Annotated in this window: 17 protein-coding genes; 9 read left to right on the plus strand and 8 right to left on the minus strand. The window is 56.4% G+C overall.

Going from position 1 to position 14147, the window contains the following annotated elements; all coding sequences use genetic code 11:
* Nucleotides 1–439: 439 nt before the first annotated feature.
* The 6 genes from E2L06_RS15770 (at nucleotide 440) to E2L06_RS15800 (ending at nucleotide 5383) form a co-directional block, all read left to right on the plus strand.
* Complete coding sequence (locus E2L06_RS15770) at nucleotides 440–1336, plus strand: replication factor A (RefSeq protein WP_138782638.1); 897 nt, start codon at nucleotides 440–442, stop codon at nucleotides 1334–1336.
* A gap of 1026 nt (nucleotides 1337–2362) precedes the next feature.
* A complete protein-coding gene (locus tag E2L06_RS15780; RefSeq protein WP_138782639.1) occupies nucleotides 2363–3253 on the plus strand; it encodes a hypothetical protein in 891 nt (296 codons plus the stop codon).
* 142 nt (nucleotides 3254–3395) lie between these two features.
* Nucleotides 3396–3695 carry a hypothetical protein gene (locus E2L06_RS15785; RefSeq protein ID WP_138782640.1) on the plus strand — a complete coding sequence of 100 codons (300 nt, stop codon included), beginning with the start codon at nucleotides 3396–3398 and terminating at the stop codon, nucleotides 3693–3695.
* Nucleotides 3696–3697: 2 nt separating this feature from the next.
* Nucleotides 3698–4567, plus strand: coding sequence for an FAD:protein FMN transferase (locus E2L06_RS15790; RefSeq protein WP_138782641.1), 870 nt, complete (start codon nucleotides 3698–3700; stop codon nucleotides 4565–4567).
* Nucleotides 4551–4838, plus strand: a complete 288-nt coding sequence (locus E2L06_RS15795; protein ID WP_138782642.1) for a thrombospondin type 3 repeat-containing protein — start codon at nucleotides 4551–4553, stop codon at nucleotides 4836–4838. Before E2L06_RS15790 ends, E2L06_RS15795 begins: the two co-directional genes overlap by 17 nt.
* Complete coding sequence (locus tag E2L06_RS15800; RefSeq protein WP_138782643.1) at nucleotides 4838–5383, plus strand: hypothetical protein; 546 nt, start codon at nucleotides 4838–4840, stop codon at nucleotides 5381–5383. The genes E2L06_RS15795 and E2L06_RS15800 overlap by 1 nt, the downstream gene beginning before the upstream one ends.
* Before the next feature lie 103 nt (nucleotides 5384–5486).
* On the opposite strand, the gene E2L06_RS15805 is transcribed toward E2L06_RS15800, so the two are convergent.
* Together E2L06_RS15805 and E2L06_RS15810 are read right to left on the minus strand one after the other, a co-directional pair.
* On the minus strand, nucleotides 5487–6026 hold the full coding sequence (locus E2L06_RS15805; protein WP_138782644.1) for a metalloregulator ArsR/SmtB family transcription factor: 540 nt from the start codon (nucleotides 6024–6026) through the stop codon (nucleotides 5487–5489).
* 2 nt (nucleotides 6027–6028) lie between these two features.
* A complete protein-coding gene (locus tag E2L06_RS15810) occupies nucleotides 6029–6358 on the minus strand; it encodes a hypothetical protein (protein WP_138782645.1) in 330 nt (109 codons plus the stop codon).
* A 299-nt stretch (nucleotides 6359–6657) separates the two neighbouring features.
* Between E2L06_RS15810 and E2L06_RS15815 the strand changes: the two genes are divergently transcribed.
* Nucleotides 6658–7782, plus strand: coding sequence for a M48 family metallopeptidase (locus E2L06_RS15815; RefSeq protein ID WP_138782646.1), 1125 nt, complete (start codon nucleotides 6658–6660; stop codon nucleotides 7780–7782).
* A gap of 87 nt (nucleotides 7783–7869) precedes the next feature.
* Nucleotides 7870–8196 (plus strand): hypothetical protein, encoded by a 327-nt coding sequence (locus E2L06_RS15820; protein WP_138782647.1) that lies wholly within the window; start codon nucleotides 7870–7872, stop codon nucleotides 8194–8196.
* 70 nt (nucleotides 8197–8266) lie between these two features.
* On the opposite strand, the gene E2L06_RS15825 is transcribed toward E2L06_RS15820, so the two are convergent.
* A complete protein-coding gene (locus E2L06_RS15825; protein ID WP_138782648.1) occupies nucleotides 8267–9151 on the minus strand; it encodes an IS1595 family transposase in 885 nt (294 codons plus the stop codon).
* Between the two features lie 196 nt (nucleotides 9152–9347).
* Between E2L06_RS15825 and E2L06_RS15830 the strand changes: the two genes are divergently transcribed.
* Nucleotides 9348–10097, plus strand: coding sequence for a hypothetical protein (locus E2L06_RS15830; RefSeq protein WP_249361470.1), 750 nt, complete (start codon nucleotides 9348–9350; stop codon nucleotides 10095–10097).
* On the opposite strand, the gene E2L06_RS15835 is transcribed toward E2L06_RS15830, so the two are convergent.
* From E2L06_RS15835 to E2L06_RS15855, 5 genes are all read right to left on the minus strand, one after another.
* Nucleotides 10094–10666, minus strand: coding sequence for a PH domain-containing protein (locus tag E2L06_RS15835; RefSeq protein ID WP_138782650.1), 573 nt, complete (start codon nucleotides 10664–10666; stop codon nucleotides 10094–10096). The two genes, E2L06_RS15830 and E2L06_RS15835, sit on opposite strands and share 4 nt — an antisense overlap.
* 13 nt (nucleotides 10667–10679) lie before the next feature.
* Nucleotides 10680–11369 (minus strand): PH domain-containing protein, encoded by a 690-nt coding sequence (locus tag E2L06_RS15840; protein WP_138782651.1) that lies wholly within the window; start codon nucleotides 11367–11369, stop codon nucleotides 10680–10682.
* A 288-nt stretch (nucleotides 11370–11657) separates the two neighbouring features.
* A complete protein-coding gene (locus tag E2L06_RS15845) occupies nucleotides 11658–12575 on the minus strand; it encodes a CPBP family intramembrane glutamic endopeptidase (protein WP_171052406.1) in 918 nt (305 codons plus the stop codon).
* A gap of 79 nt (nucleotides 12576–12654) precedes the next feature.
* Nucleotides 12655–13341 (minus strand): CPBP family intramembrane glutamic endopeptidase, encoded by a 687-nt coding sequence (locus E2L06_RS15850; RefSeq protein WP_138782653.1) that lies wholly within the window; start codon nucleotides 13339–13341, stop codon nucleotides 12655–12657.
* A 244-nt stretch (nucleotides 13342–13585) separates the two neighbouring features.
* A complete protein-coding gene (locus E2L06_RS15855; protein ID WP_138782654.1) occupies nucleotides 13586–14005 on the minus strand; it encodes a hypothetical protein in 420 nt (139 codons plus the stop codon).
* Nucleotides 14006–14147 lie beyond the last annotated feature (142 nt).

Below are 14147 nucleotides of genomic sequence, written 5' to 3' on the forward strand. Positions count from 1 at the left end.
GACCATTCCGGGCTGCGGTTCGCTCCTGGCATCGCTCACCGTTCCGGGCTAAAATGAATCTGGTCTCGACGCCAGCATTAAGCGCGTTTTCGGTTGCGCCCCTCGCGGGCTTTCGCGTTCCAGCGCTTGGTGCCGCCTGCGCTGTCGCGCGCCACATCGCAGCGCGCGTTCTCGACGACAGTCGCGCTGGACACGAACCCGCAGTCCGGGCCGGACACGAGAAACGGCTTAAAGCTGGTCGCTCGCTTCGGGCAGGACGCCGCGCGGTGCTGGTTGGAGCACCTCATTCAGGCGCGCTCTCGCTCGCGCCCAAATGGGCGCTCACGAAGGCGCGAGCGCGAGCGCGCAGATAGATCTAGTCGGTCGGTGTCGTCGGAAAACCGCGATGTCACAGCATCGCGGTGGCAGGCGCGTGAACGCCTTCAGGAGTGGAACTCCAATGTCTAGTAACAACTCGAGTAGCAAGGTCGTTACGGTCGATGAACAGGCACTCAAACAGACGGATGAACAGGCGGTCGATGAAGATGGCTTCCCGGTCGTCGAGGAGACGCCGGAATTCGAGGCAACGGTCGAGCAAGAGGTCCAAGCAAAGGTGGATGCGAACCACCCGGACGGAATCGTCGATACAGATGATGAGCGGATCCACGGTGCGACCCTCGAGCAGGAAGAGCGCATTCGAGCACGAGAGGATGAACTTGAGCGAATCAGTGCACAGGCCGAGATAGGAACACAAGAAGGTCGTGAGAAACGAACGCGAACGATCGCTGCGAACCAGAGCAAAGCGCGGCGTGTGGAATTCCAGAAACGGGCGGCAAGCGTGGACCCAATGGCGGACCCGGAGCGGGCGGATCCCCGGATAGAACTCACGCAGGAGCAGTTGGCGGCCGTGAACAAGCAGTCGATGCGACTCGCGAAGGAGTTAGATGGTTGGTCTCGAGCGGCGATCAGCCGGCGGTTGAGTGAGGCCGTCGTTGGTGGCCAAGACCTGACAAGTGCGGTCGTCAACGTGTTCGAGGAACTGCAGACGGCGCCCGGACACGTCATCCCCATCGGAAAACTCGAGGAGGTCTCTCGGAAGGAGGTGAGCATCGAAGGGCGTGTCGAAACCCTGTGGGACCCATCGCATCCAAGCATCGCACAGGTTGGGCTCATCGAGGACGATAGTGGCCAGACACGCGTGACGATCTGGAAGTCCTCAGACGCACCGTGGATCGAGGAAGGTGAGCAGGTGCGCATTCACAAGGCTGCCCGGAACTGGCACGAAGGCCGTGTCTCACTGGCTGTGACCGGCTGGACGACGATCCACTTCCCGGAGCGCGGCCGCTGGTGGGAATAGCCGGGGCGAATCCCCTTTTTTGCTGGTGTGAACGAGTCACCGCCACCTCCCACCACCTCCACGGTCCGGGCTGCTTACGGCCGATGGCCGTTGCGCTGCCGGGCTTTCGCCACAGCGTGAATCCATCTCACGACTTCTTCATTCAGAAATATGCCTGAAACGGAGGCGACCCATTCGGTAACTACATCTGCAAACTGAGTGTTGACTTCTATCCGTTCATACCAAATCACTTTGCGAAAAGAGGCATGTAGAAATAGGACTAATATGCATCTAGGATTGGACGGATACATCGAGTGCGATAGCTGTAAGTTCGTTTTACAGGCGGCGAGTAGTATCGACCCTCTACCGAAAAATTAGGACTCATGTCCCGACTGTGGTGGTACTGATTTCAGTTTCATCAATAAGTGATTTACCTGTACTTACCGCGAGTTTCGCAAGGAATCCTGAATAAAGAAACCATGCTACGGTCTACTTCGAGATAAGTTTCTCTGCCCCATGAGTAGGTGAGGGGCAGTCGGAGACTCATTGTCCCTCGTGAACACATAATCTTCAGAGAGATCTACCAGACAACATTCGACGAAGACGTTCAGCCCAACTCGAGCACCAGTCTGTGTCCCAACTGCAACGGACGGGTGATCACCAACGCAGTCGAAACTCGTTGTGAGGACTGCGGACTCCTTATTGAACCACAACACTACCAGACCCAGAAAGGATCAATCACACTTAGATAGAATGCTATTAGCTAAAATCACACAAGTATTGGAACAAGATATTTACTGGAGTAACAACATAGGTTTGTATAATGCCAGAATGTGATGGCTGTGGCTCTCATGTCACCGAGACCTATTTCCGGGTTTTCGCCGTTGATGGTGATCTGCCAGCATGTATCCATTGTGCCAGCAACCGTGAAGCTCGAGAAGCAGGACTTCGCCAGCAATAGCGTCTCAGTGATCTCATTTCCAGATTTTCTCTATCGAACTGGAACCTGCATCGAGACGTGAGACAATACAGCCCACTACCCACTCAATGACCGATCGAGATTCTGACTTTGAAGAGCTTCGTCCGACCGGAGAAGCGTCGCATATCCCAGATGAGACACTCAGCGAGGATGATGACGGTGAGCCTGATCGACAGCGAGTTGCGACGGTGACGACTGGATACCCAGACATTCCAACGGAAACGGATACCGAGTGTCGGTCCTGTAGCGCACCGATCCCAACTGATCAGACTAAATGCCTGTTCTGTCTCACCAACCATCTCGAGGACACCGCTTCTGAGACAGACGCACCAGCAACAGAGTGGACACTCCTCGGCGTCGTCCACATGTTTGTCGAGTCGTCGACGTTCTACGGCGCTGTCGCGAAAGGTGCGGCCGCTGCGACGCTCCTTGCCTCGAATGCGACTGAACAGGCTGTCGACAACTGCACAATTATCTATGATCTCGAAGACGAGCCTGCAGCCCAATTGACCGATCGGTGGCCTGTACTACCCGCTGCAGCACGGATCTCGTCCACTGACGGTGAGCAACTTCTCGCGGCCGCCTGCGATCGAACAGCGTGGAGTGACCAACTCCACCCAGCCGCAGATAGTGACCACGAGCCGACAACGTATCTCTACGACGAAGGTGGAACTGGTATTCGCGACGAGCAGCAACTTGCAGCGCTGCTCGATAGCGCCGTTGATGATGCGTGGCTAGTCCCCGCAATTGCCCTCCAGCGGGCACCTCAAGAGAGTGAACCTGAGCATCAGGACAGTCTGATTCCGACCAAAGAACGCCTCGAGTGTCACCAGTGCGGACGCACAACCGATCATCGATTCAGCGGTCATGAATCAGTTCCCGACGAAACCTGGACCGGCCACGCAATCTGGGAGTGCCAGGTCTGCGGGACGCCGTGCTATGGGCCGAGCCCAGAATGAGTTGTTAAGAGCTGTTGATCCCCAGACAGCGAGTTGCAGAGTGGGTCCCCTCGCTGACAAAAGACGATTCGATGGTTGGACGAACATTCGATTAATGGACGCGAAACGATAGATAAGGCAGTGAGCTATCTGTACTTGTCCCATGAGAACCCCAGTTCCGACGAACAGACTTGTTTCGCTCACGCTCGCCGGCGCAGTGCTGACCAGCTTCGTCGCGCTCGCGTTGGCGGCCCCCGGGCTTGGAGTCGGCATTGATTCGTTGGCCGATAATGAGAACCCGACGGTCGCAAGCGACGCGCCAGCACCGAACGAGGACTTCACGCCGGCGGTCCAAAGTGGCGGCGGTGAACACGAGGACGATGAGTACGAAGAACACGAGGAGTACGAAGAGCATGAGGAGTACGAAGACGAATACGAAGAGCACGAAGAGGAGGACGACTAGTCATGAGCCTGGCGGATACTCTCACTTCCGCCCGTACACGACTCGGTGACGCTCGTCTCGAGTTTCGGTGCTGTGACACCGACTTCACCGTTCAGATGACTGGCTACCGCGCCGAGGTTGCAGCCGAGCGAGCGCGGCAAACTGCGCTGTCGCTCGAGTCCGAACTCAACGCGTTCGATTCAGAGAGTGCGGTCGCACGTCTCAACCGGACAGGACGCGTCGAGAACGAACACGTCGCCCGGCTGGTTCGACGCGGCCTCGAGTACAGCGAGCGCACCGACGGCGTCTTCGACATCCAGCAGGGGTCGGTCGAACACGACCTGAAGGCGTACCTTCGCGGCGACCGAAAGACGGTTTCGGCGACGTTCGAGACCGGGTCGGTGCGCGTCGACGGTGATCTTGTCGTCACCGAGACGGAACTCGACCTCAACGGCCTCGCGAAGGGCTACATCGTCGATCACGCGGCCGCTGCGGCGACGGGGCCGGGCCGACGCGGCTTCGTCAGCGGCGGTGGCGACATGTCGCCGCCGACTGGCCCGATCGCTGTCGAGAGTCCGTACGGCGATTCTCGTCCGCTCAAAGTCCTCGAGACCGACTGGAACGTCGCCACCTCCGGGAACTATCACCGGGAGCGCGATGGCATCGATCACGTCTACGATCCGACGAGCGAGCGGCTGGGTGCACGCCACGAGTCGGTCACCGTGGTCGCAAAACGCGACTGCATGGAAGCTGACGCGCTCGCGACGACGCTGGCTGCACTGCCGCTTGCGGATGCGCTCGAGCGTGCAGCCGCGTGGCCGGACCTCGAGGCGTTCGTGGTTCACGACGGTGTCTTTCGGACGACGGAGGGATTCGATGAGCACGTCGCATAGCGGGACGATCACAGTCGTCGCTGTTGTGTTACTTCTCGCAACGGTGCCGGTGCTGTGGGGGATCGCTGACGTTCGCGAAGCGCAAGCGGTCGACCGCAAGCAGTCGGACCTCGTCGACTCGACAGTGCCGACAAGACAGGCTCCGAATGATTACGACGGCGATGGGATTCGTGACAACGCAGACCAGTGTCCGACGCGAGCGGAGACGACGAACGGCTTCCAAGATGGCGACGGCTGTCCGGACGTCGTCGAGACGACGGGGGCCTCATAATGGAGGTCATCTGGTATCTCGACCGTGGCGCGGCGCTGGTCGCCTATCCCGCGCTGTATATGTCTGTCTTGACGGGGATTCTCTACACTGCGCGGTCGTTTGGCCCACTCTACCGGTTCTCCCGCCGTGTCCACATCGAGGTGTCGGTGTTCGCGATGCTCATGACACTACTCCACGGCGTCCTCGGCGTCCTCGACACCTGGTTCATCGTCACTGGATCGGCCCCCCAGCCCGCGTACTCGACGACGTACCTGCTCGCCGGCGTCGTCGTCGGCGTTGGGGCGCTTCAGGTACTCGTCGTCGCGGTGCTTGGCTTTCTCGACGCACAGCGGTTCGAGCGTCCTTGGGGACCGCGAGTCGTCCACGCGTTCGCCTACGGTGGCTTCGTGTTCGCGACGATTCACGCCGTCGCCATTGGGACCGACGTCGCAGGGCTGATCCGTCCGGTCTTCGGCCCAGCGATCGCGTTCCTCGGCTACGTCCTGCTGTTGCGCCTGCTGGTGGCCAGCGGGCGGCTGTCGACGCCTGACCCGACGCGGCAGTAACTCATAGGGATCAGCAGACTAGTTCATAGTTTCTCTCGTCGTGCGTTTTTCCCAGTAGACTGTTTTCCTTGTGAGAATTTCTGAATATTCACGCTGATCCCTATCAGTAGCTATCCCATAGGTTGAACAGCCGGTCGACGACCCGATCGGTGAACGTCCGTCGATGGACGGTATAGAGATACTGTACGCGTTCCGGGTCGCGCAATTCGTATTCGATGCTCCGGCCCTGTCGCTCCTTGGTGACGAGATCCGCATCCTCGAGCTTCGAGAGATGCCACGACACCGTCGAGGGCGACCGCTCGAGGCGGTCACTCAGGTCGGCAGTCGAAAGCGCCCCCTCAACAGCGAGGTGGGCCACAATCCGACGGGCGTACTCGCGTCGTAGCGCGTTCATGACGGCCTGATCGATTTCGTCGAACACCTCTGCTGGATAGTAGCGCGTGTACTTGCCGTCGTCTGACTCCTCGAGTAATCCCTTATCTTCGAGCCAGCGGAGGTGATACTGCAGCGTCCCTTGGGCGTACTCAAGGTCCCCAAGGAGGGCACGGAAGTGAATCCCTGGATTGTCACGGACGTGCTGGTAAATCGTTCGCCGTGATTGGAGTTCCAGTTCCGGCTCCGCGTCCGGGTCAGCGTCCGTCATGGTCAGTCCCGACTCAGCGCAACGAAGAACGCGAGCAGTCCGACGAGGATGAGTGCCGCCGCGCTGTGTTCCAGCAATTCGACGGTTTGAACGGAGAGATACGGCAGGAGGTAGTACTCGAGGAAGACGACGAAGCCGTAGATCGCGAACATGAGATAGCCGACGGCGACGACGGCCATGCGCCGATCGCGTTCCCGTCGCCACGCCAGTGCACTGAGCACCGCCAGCGCCCCACCGAGAACGAAGATCCCGAAACTGATCGTCTGCTCGAGTTGCTGAGCAAGCGTCAGCGCAACGACCGTCGCGACGAAATCCGAAGCCAGTGCTGCCATTCAGTCTGGATAGAGTGAAGGATCGGTCGAGAAAAAGAATTGTCGTCCAATCATCGAATTGTGTCGTTGGACCAGCACTGTCTATGCGACCCTCGTCAGGCGACGGGAACGTGTGGGAAATTTAATGGAAAGTCTTCCGTCAATGCAGTCCCCAAGCGCGGCGAGATTACAGACAGACCGAACCTAACAGAATTGTCGACTTGAGTTGTCACGAACGTTAGAATACGTCTGTCCGTGGAGCGAAATTTCAAACCGTATCTTTCGAAACCTTGTTACAAACTCGCAAATGATACAACAATATGTCACTCTCACCAGATCGACAGCTCCAGGTTCGAATTGCTGGCGCACTTGCGCTGGTGGTCGGTGTCAACGTGATTGTCCTCTCAGTTCTCGTCTGGAGTGGTCTCCATGTGGTGTCTGCAAGCAAATGGTCACTACCGACTGAAGTTGGTTTTCCGCTTACTGTTGGTGCAGTTCTCCTCGGTGCAGTCGGACTCGTCGCTCTACAGGGGCGATACGGCTCACAAAAAGCCGTTGGAAGACTCTGCCTCAACGAATTCGATAGAGGAGGTCCACGAAACGTCACTGGGCGGGTCCAACGGCTGGCAACGCAAGCTAATGTCCCGGCCCCGTCAGTGGCCGTTGCCGACCGAGTCGAACCGGGCTGTTTGACCGTTGGGACGCAACGGTCGCCGACGATCGTGGTTACAACTGGGCTGCTCGAGCAACTCGACGACGATGAACTCGATGCAGCCCTCGCTCACGAGGTTGCCCACATCGCAAACCGTGATCTCCCAGTTGCGACTGCTGTTGCCGCGACTGTCGCGCTCGGGGATCAGTTGCTCGGGCGCGAGCGACTGCTCCGCCGCGTTCTCGAGAATACAGTGATGATAGGCATATTCACCGGGGTTGGAATCTTCATACTCGCGATTCCGATCTTGGTACTCGGGCTGGCGTACCTCGTTGTAAGTCTCGTTGCACGAGGACTACTCGGGGTGAACGCAATCGCGCTCGGATTGTTCTCGAAGACGCGTGAGTTTGCCGCCGATCGTGGAGCCAGTCAGCTCACTGGCGATCCGTCCGCAGTGGCAAGTGCACTCGAGACACTCGAGGACGAACGCCCAAAACGGGACGCACGGCTGCACGCGAGTGCGACGCTTGGAATCGTGCCACGTCCGCTATTACTCGACGAGGAGGAAGACGACGAAGAGCACTGGATAGAACGGTATTTGCCGGCGGTATCGATCGAAGGGCCGGAGGATCCAAGCGGACTGAATCGGGGTTTGGTATGGCTCTATGCGAGGCTCGTCTCGCCAGTGATCGCGGAGGTACGTCGGATGCTCAGCTGGCGACCTTCGACCCACCCGGCGACCGAAACGCGGATCGATCAGTTGCGGGCTCTCGAGCGAGATCGACGGAAATAGGCGAAAAATATTCATAGATCGAGTAAGTTCAGGCATCTCTAGTACACCCATCAATCATTTATCGTTTGACAGTCCTACAGTTCAGATATGGTCACGCCCGATCACCTTGCCCTCGAATGGCTAGCTAGTGGCCTCTTCATCACAGTTTTGGGCGCACTCATTAAATTCGCCGGCTGGACATGGTTGCTAGCCGGGTACAGCAAATCAACCTCACCGGTACCTGACGATGTGGTTCAGGATATGGCTGGTAACACCATTCTCCGTGTCGGTATCACCGTCTTTGTGTTCGGCGTGCTCGCGTCTGTGATAGAACCACCGTCGTATCTTGGCTTAATTATCGGGGCAGCAATCGTGATAGCCGTGCTCCGTCTACTCTACCGATTGAATACCTGGTCGCCGCCACAGACCGCCTGAGGCGAACCCGGGTTGGCAAGGACGACTGAGTGTCTTTGTTTGTTCGCTCTTGTGTAGCACTTTGTTGATCTCACAGCGTAGCTTTGATAGCGTGTTTGAGCGCTTCTCTCCCCGGTTTCCGCAGTAGTTTTCGTCGAAGCTGGAACGCTCGGAGATACTGTGTGAGCTTATCTTTTGAGACGCCTCGATGAGGCGAGAGCCACGGTCGCAGCAGCGATCCGTGGCTCTCGCAGGTATTGACGTGGACATCTTCATCCGCGTATTCGCCGTCGCTGTGGACGACGTATTCGCGGTCGAATGCGTCGTCCTCGTTGAGTGGGTCGTAGGCACGAAATCCGTCCGTGTAGATGGTCAGTGGCTCCTTCTCGCGGTTTGCGAGAAGGAGCCGAACCGTCGATTCGTCGGCGGATTTCGCGGGGATCACGTACCGATTTCCGGTGCCGCGATCGACGATCGTGAACACCGGCGGTTTGTCCTGATCGTACGATCCTCGTCCACGCGTGGACAGGCCACGCGAGCGCGACGGTCGGTCGCGCTCGCGGCCTTTCAGCCCTGCAGAAACGTAGACTTCGTCGATTTCGACGGGACCGACGAGGTCGAGCGAAGGCGCGTCGAGCGCCTTCGTGAAGCGCTCGACGCGCTGGTAAATCGTTTTGTACTGAACGTCGATTTCTAGCTGAAGTTGGCGAAGACTCGTGTTAAACCGGAGAAACGCGTAAATCGAGAACAACCACTTCCTGAGCGCGACTTTCGAATGGGCGAAAATCGTGTCGGTCTTGTCGTTGAATGTGCGGTCGCAATTCTTACACAGATAGCGCTGAAAGTGCCCATAGCTGCCGTTCTTGACCGTTCGGTCAGAACGGCAGCGAGGGCAAGTAACACCGTTACGCCAGCGAACCTGCTCCAACAGGTCCGCTGCGACCGATTCCGACCCAAACACATCTAGCGGAATCATGCCTAACGGACACCGCTGATGCGGTGTCCTTGCTCTCTTCGATTCTACAGCGACAGCTAAGCGCCATCAACAATCTCCTACAGAAGAGCGTTGTTTGTTTGTCGACTGTGGTGAACACGGTTCGTCTATCGATTGCCGCTCTGAATATCAACCAAATAGTCAACAGATCCATACGGAATACTGTTTCATGTTTCGTATGGTCTTCGGACTCTCCGGAAGTCAGCTGTTCGGCGGGGGTCTCGCTGTTGTCGGGGCGATCGTTCTTGCGTTCAGTGGGCGGTATGTCTGGCGTTCGACCAGCATCTACAGATCGGAGCCCATCTCGGCACTCAACGAAGCGTCATCTGGGAAACTCGTTCGTGTCTCCGGAACAGCCCAACAGGGCGACGCCGATCTCCTAACCGCACCCTTTAGTGGAGACGACTGTCTGGCTCTCCGGTACGCTGTTGAAGAACGCCGACTGAGTCCGTACTTGCTTCCGTGGTTTGTAACAATACATGAGCTGGCGGGCTCGGACGCGTTCCGTGTCCGTACACCCGAGGCTGCAGTTGACATCGTCGAGCCAGCACATACAGTAACACTCAAACGCACTATTGTCGCGACCGTTCCGTCGAGCGATGAGCCACCGGAGCGGATCGCACGATTCGAGCAGAACACCGCCGCAGTACCGGTGGTAACCCACTGGCGATCGCCACCATCGCTCTTTCGGCCGATTACAAGAGCTCTTTCGCTTGGGACCCGCCGCTACAGCGAACAGCGTGTGAGGCCCGGTGATGACGTCACTATCGTCGGCCGCATTACTGAGACAGGTGACGGCATTGACCCACTCGTCGTCTCTGATCTTTCGGCTGGTCGGACGCTCCTTCGGATGGCCAAGATTTCACTTATCGGGCTCTGTATTGGAGTATTCGTTGTTCTACTCGGTCTCGTACTTGTATTACTCTAATCTTTGATCGTCGTGCGAATCTCTCGGATCTCATCCCGGATCCGCTGCCACTGAGTCAAAGTGCCAGGAATATCCGACTCTTGCTGATCGTTCCCACCAAGTCCGTCGTTGTTCGATGCTGCTCGATCGACGAGTGCCCGAATTTCACGGGGATCATCTATCGCCGGAAATGAGAGGTCATCCCCACCAGCGATCTCGAACTCGACGGAGCCGTACCCGAACATCGATCCTGTAATATCTTGGCCATAGGCACTGTTCTGGACCGTTTCAAGATTGGCCTGTGTGACATGCCTGGTCACTACCCCATGTTTCACGTAGAGTGCTTGGTCCGTTATCACGTACTGCGTGCCCTGTACAGCCAAATACTTCCAGAGGGGGATTGCTACACCGACCGGAACGACTGCGAGAAAGAGTAGTGTCTCCTCCAACAGACTGCTGACGACCCCGAAGGCGACGAGCAGCAATCCCGTTGCGAGTGCTGGAAGTACGGTCGTAATTCGCGGACGACCAGTCCACGTGGCTGACTCGTGGCTGTCGAGTGGGACAGCCGGGTCGATTGACTCCGTCATTGCTTTCTATCGTTCATCGGCTCGGTCCCTGGTCGGTTTCAGAGGGGTCAGTAGGCTGTTTAGTTCCCTCAGACTCGTTCAATTCGGAGTCAGTCTCGTTATTCGAGTGCCGCTCTTCTGAACTGTCGACATTAGGCATTGTGGCTGCAGTGTCGCCCACAGAATCCTGTTGTGCCTCGAGAGTAGAGCGAATCTCCTTGAGCTCGATGAGAATTTCGTCAAGCACATCACGCTTGGTTTCGCCGGATTCCGTAGCCGATTTACCACGACTAGCCTTCACGCGCTTGTTGATGAGTTCCTGAACCTCACGTGGTTCGGGCACCGACTGGAATTGCATCTCGATACCGGATCCGCCAGCAGTCGAGATATCGACGTTTCCGTAGCCGAACTGGGAGCCAAAGAAACCCTGGCTGTAGGAGGTGTTCTGGACCTTGCCGAAATCAATGCGCTGGACATCACGAGAGATGATTCCCGTCTTCTTATACAGTCCATCGGTCGTCACAACGTACTGCATATTCTCACGGTGAAGATAGGCCCCCGCGATGATGAATAACCCAACGAGGACGAGAGCCAAGGGCAGACCAATGATGAGTGCTGGAATCAGACTACTTTCATGGGGTTTCCCAGACCAGACAATCTCCTCATCCTGATCAAGGGTTAACCAGTCGTCAATTTCAGGATCGATAACAGGGGACTTGGACATACGTAACTATTCAATAGTTAGGTGTATTAAACTCTCGACAGACCAAGATACATCCACCACGCGTTTCGGTCACACGACTATTCCAGGGCCTCGAGCGTCGCGATCTAGGGGGAAGAACGATGAAGCTGTTGACGTCCCTCCGCGCGTAAAGTCGCGGGAATCTCGACCGCATTAGGATATTATGGTTCGTGATTGACGACCTGTTCTCGTGGTTCAACGATAATCCGCAAGACGAGCACGGTTCACGCGCGACTTATCAGGTGGCGGTGGCTGATGCTGAAAATCGAATTAGACATGCTTGTCTTTTTCACTGTTCTGTGGACCGAGTCCGACAATCTCGCTTCCGGGGATTTTTCGATTGGTGAGACGATCTGCGCCGTACACCGTGATCAGAAGAACTGCAATAGCCACGAGGGGAATCGTCCCTGTCACTTCTGACAGGAGACTCAACCATGGATCAGGCACTCCACCAGGCGCCATTGCTTCTGTGTCAGCGGGATGGAAGACACCCATCCCGTTGACGCCAGCGTGGAACACCGCGACGGCGAGGACGCTCCCACCAGTACTGTTGTACATCCACGTCCAGAGGACCGACCCAGCCAAGATGGATACAAGCCACAGCAGTTGTTGCGAGAGAGGCCACCCACCGTGCGTCGTGGTCGGATTGATGAACAACGGGAGATGCCACCCGGCCCACGCAACGCCAACCAGCACGCTCGAGACGAGTGCACTATACTTTTCTTGGAGAAGTGGCAACATGAATCCCCGCCAACCGAGGTCTTCCTGGCCGCCTCCCCAGACGGTTCCCCACGCAAGTACGAAGAGGTAGACGCCTGGGAACGGGAGTGAACGCGGATCGATCGGTCCGCCAAGTGCGATGAACAGCCCCACACCGACAGCTAGAATGACGAATGGCAGTCCCAAAGCGATTGCCCACCACTTGATGCCGATTCGCCAGTGGAAAAACTGGCCGATCCACTGGCGAAGGTCGCCGCCGCTCGCCCAGAGAACAACCGCAGCCCCGATAGGAGGGCCAAAGCCACCAAATCCAATGAGAATTGAGTGCGTCCACGAGGGCTCCATGCCACTGGCCAGCAGTACTCCCTGAACGGTCCAAGTGAACGCGTACGTGATTGCGAGAAAGGCACCGATCCGATGACGGTCAATCCACGTTTTAACAGTCGAATTGTGAATCGGTTCAGCCATCATTGGTTGTACATATCTCGTATTGTATTCCGTTCATACTTCACTCCAAATATGACAGTTGTCAGATCTAAATAGACACTCAGATGACTGCTGGTAACACCAGCACCATGACGACGTTAATGATAGTGTGAGTAATGATACAGGCGACGACATTTCGAGTCCTGATATACACACCGACAAGCGCCAGTGTGAACACTGTCTGTGGAATCGCACCGACAAGCCCCCATTCCGGATAGTGGACAGCGAGGAACACGACGAAACTCGTGGCAGCCCCGATCCAGAGACTACCCGTGATTTCAGTCAACCGCTCAATCGGATAGCCCCGCCACAGCAGTTCTTCAGTAATAACTGCCGTCCCGACGATAACGAGTTTCACCAGCAAGGGGAGTTCGTTAATCGCTGAGAGCGTCTCCGGTTGATCCAGATTGAACGCGGCAACAACTATCCCCGTCGCCAAAAGTCCGAGCGCGAGTCCTCCAACACCTCCGGCCACTCCGACACCTGCTTGGCGACGGCTCAGCATTTCAAGTCCAATCGACGTAACAGAACGCTTCTCCCAGAAAAGGACAATCGCGAGTACTGCCACGACCAAGAACCACATGATCGCCGAGTTCAGCAGCAGTGAGCCAGTCGGTGACGTGCTAAACCGATCTAAAAGGTTCAACTGCCCAATTATCGGGCTCCCGAAGAGAGCAACGATGAGGCCCACAATAACTGCGAGCGAGATCGACGAACGCGACTGCACCCAGTTTGTGTCCGTAAACATCGTTGACTCCTCGTGTCAACTAAGCAATTGAGCGAGATAAACGACGGTAAGGGTTCTTAAATTGTGAGAAGCACCGTGTAAGTGACTATGTCAGTCAACTACTTTTTGTATGTCCATTGATCTGGTTACCAGTAGTGGTGCATCCTCGAAGCGAGGATTAGAAGATCACGAACAAACCTTAACGATAAGTCCAAGTGGGACAGTTATTGGGGCAACATCTCGTCTCTTCGGTTGCTATCAAATATCAGCACCTCCTATCGGCTGATTGCATAAGGTCAGTGAGTGTATCATTACCATTGTCAAGCTGATACCAGAAGGCCACTTGGAGACAAAAATCTCTATTAACGTCATCTACGCCAACGAACTCAACACCATCTGCGAAGTCGTCAACAGCCCCATGTAACGCTACGGGTGATGTATCCTCAGGTGGCGTAATCACAATCGGTTTTCTGGTTTCTGCATTGACGGAGTGCGATTTCCATTCCATGATTTCGCTTTCGAGTTCGAGAGCGAGGTGAAAGGTGTGAGTTTCGTCATCTCCGTTGTGGAGTTCAACGTCCACTTCCTGAAGTGAGCCAGTTGTTCTGAATGTATCCAGACAACCAGCGAACGTCGAACTCAGGATGGTTCCGCCAGTGAGGAGCACTTCACGTCGGGAGGGCATAGTATGAATTGTCAATTATGCTGATTAAACTATTACGGCTCACCGGGCACCCGTGCTACGCAAATTAAGCGCTTCTCAGTGAATGGCCATTTCGCATCAAATCATCTACTTGACTTAGCACACACCCATAAAACCGCTTGTA

This window comes from Haloterrigena sp. H1 (genome assembly GCF_005938085.1).
In the GTDB taxonomy this organism is placed as follows: domain Archaea; phylum Halobacteriota; class Halobacteria; order Halobacteriales; family Natrialbaceae; genus Natrinema.